This is a genomic window from Clavibacter sp. MX14-G9D (genome assembly GCF_032917815.1).
Taxonomy (GTDB): domain Bacteria; phylum Actinomycetota; class Actinomycetes; order Actinomycetales; family Microbacteriaceae; genus Clavibacter; species Clavibacter michiganensis_K.
Genome location: NZ_JAVCVL010000300.1, coordinates 1 through 2,485, shown reverse-complemented (window position 1 = coordinate 2,485; position 2,485 = coordinate 1). Strand labels below are relative to the sequence as shown.

Below are 2,485 nucleotides of genomic sequence, written 5' to 3'. Positions count from 1 at the left end.
CCGCCAGCCGATGCGCGCCAGGCCGAGGCCCGGCACCCTGCCGAACCCGTGGCCGACGACGGCTGCGGCCGCCTCCCGCATGAGCCCGCGACCGCGTGCCCCGGGCGCGAGCCAGTACCCGATCTCCGCGGCGCCGTCCGCGACGTCGTGCAGGCCGACCGTGCCGACGAGCGCGTCGCCCTCGACCACGGCCCAGGTGAGGCGGTCGCCGGCGGCCCAGCCGTCGGCGCAGAGGCCGGTGACGTACGCGACCGCGTCGTCGCGGCCGTACGGCACGGGGACGGGGACGAAGCGCTGGATCGCCGGATCCCGGCAGGCGGCCGCGATCGCGTCGACGTCGCCCACGACGGGCGGACGCAGCGTCAGGCGCGGGGTGCGGAGGGTGACGGGATCCATCGGCCCACGCTACCGGCCGCGATCGGACCCGGCGGCCGGGCCGCCGGGACGCGACGACGGCCCGCCCCCACGGTCGGGGACGGGCCGTCGTCGGCGTCGCGCGGAGGCTCCCCGGGGGAGGCTCCGCGGATCAGTCGCGGGGCTTGCGTCCCCGGCGCTCGGGCGCCGCGCCGCGCTCGGCGGCACGGGGGCCGCCGCGATCGGGGCGGATGTCGATCGGCCGGCCGTTGATCTGCGTGCTCGACAGGCGGTCGAGCCTGTCCTGGTCGAGGCCGGCGGGCAGCTCGACCAGCGAGAAGTCCGGACGGATGTCGATGTGGCCGAAGTCCTCGCGGCTGAAGCCGCCCTCGTTGGCGAGCGCGCCGACGATCTGGCGCGGCTCCACCCGGTGCCGGCGGCCGACGTCGATGCGGTAGGTGGCCATGTTCCCGCTGCCGCGCACGGGGCGGGGGCGGCGCTCGCCGCGGTCGTCGCCGTCGCGGGACGGGCGGTCGTCGCGGCGCTCGCGCTCGACGCGCGGCGGGCGCAGGTCGTCGGCGGAGAGGAGGAGCGGCGTGTCGCCCTGCGCCACGATGGCGAGGGCCGCCGCCACGTCGGACTCGACGACGTCGTGGTGGTTCACGTAGTGGCCCACGATGTCGCGGAACGCGTCGAGGCGCTCGCGGTCGTCGAGCGCCGCCGTGATGGCGTCGTCGAAGCGGGTGAGGCGCGTGACGTTCACGTCCTCCGCGCTCGGCATGCGCATCTCGGTGAGCGGCTGGCGGGTGGCCTTCTCGATGGCGGTGAGGAGGCGGCGCTCGCGCGGCGTGACGAAGCTGATGGCCGCGCCGCTGCGCCCGGCGCGACCCGTGCGGCCGATGCGGTGCACGTAGGACTCGGTGTCGATCGGGATGTCGTAGTTGACGACGTGGCTGATCCGCTCCACGTCGAGGCCGCGGGCCGCGACGTCGGTGGCGACGAGGATGTCGAGCTTGCCGGACTTCAGCTGCTCGACCGTGCGCTCGCGCTGCGCCTGCGCGACGTCGCCCGAGATCGCGGCGGCCGCGTACCCGCGGGCGCGGAGCTTCTCGGCGAGCGTCTCCGTCTCGTTCTTGGTGCGGACGAACACGATCATGCCCTCGAAGTTCTCGACCTCGAGGATCCGGGTGAGGGCGTCCACCTTCTGCGGGTACGACACCATGAGGTACCGCTGCGTGGTGTTCGCGGAGGTCGTGGTCTTGTTCTTGACCGTGATCTCCTCGGGGTCCTGCAGGTACTTGCCCGAGATGCGGCGGATCTGCGCGGGCATCGTGGCCGAGAACAGCGCGATCTGCTTCGACTTCGGCGTGTCCGCGAGGATCGTCTCGACGTCCTCCGCGAAGCCCATCTTCAGCATCTCGTCGGCCTCGTCGAGCACCAGGAACTTCAGCTGCGACAGGTCGAGGGTGCCCTTGTCGAGGTGGTCCATGATGCGCCCGGGGGTGCCGACTACCACGTGCACGCCACGGCGGAGCGCCGACAGCTGCACGCCGTAGCCCTGGCCGCCGTACACGGGCAGCACGTGCACGCCGCGCATGCCGGACGCGTAGCGCTCGAAGGCCTCGCACACCTGGAGCGCGAGCTCGCGCGTGGGCGCCAGCACGAGCGCCTGCGGCGTCTTCTGCGCGACGTCGAGGTTGGAGAGGATCGGCAGCGCGAACGCGGCCGTCTTGCCGGTGCCGGTCTGGGCGACGCCGAGGACGTCGCGGCCGGAGAGGAGGGAGGGGATCGTGGCGGCCTGGATGGCCGAGGGGGTCTCGTAGCCGACGTCCTTGAGTGCCTTGAGCACCTGGTCGGAGAGGCCGAGGTCGCTGAAGGTCGTGCGGGGGGCGGCGTCCGCGTCGGGGGTGGATGCGGTGTCGTCAGTGCTCATGCCTCAACGGTAGGGGGTCGGGGACGATCCGCGCCCCACGGCGGGCGCATCCGGCGGGGGAGCGGCGGGCGCAGCCGCCGTGCGCGGGGCGGGGACGGCGGGCCGGGTGGGCGGAGCGGAGCCGGGCCGGATCGCGTCAGGATGGACCGTGCCCTTCACCGTCAGCCATGCCGTCGTCGCGCTGCCCGCCGTCCGCGG

2 protein-coding genes are annotated in these 2,485 nt (G+C 74.3%); both read right to left on the bottom strand.

The features are described 5' to 3' along the window. Window positions 1-396: GNAT family N-acetyltransferase (locus Q6969_RS14940; RefSeq protein WP_317231149.1), on the bottom strand; the 396-nt coding region annotated here is incomplete at its 3' end. Window positions 397-526: 130 nt separating this feature from the next. Then, the gene (locus tag Q6969_RS14935; protein ID WP_317231148.1) at window positions 527-2,287 is read right to left on the bottom strand and encodes a DEAD/DEAH box helicase; all 1,761 of its coding nucleotides are present in this window, start codon (window positions 2,285-2,287) and stop codon (window positions 527-529) included. Between the last annotated feature and the right edge of the window lie 198 nt (window positions 2,288-2,485).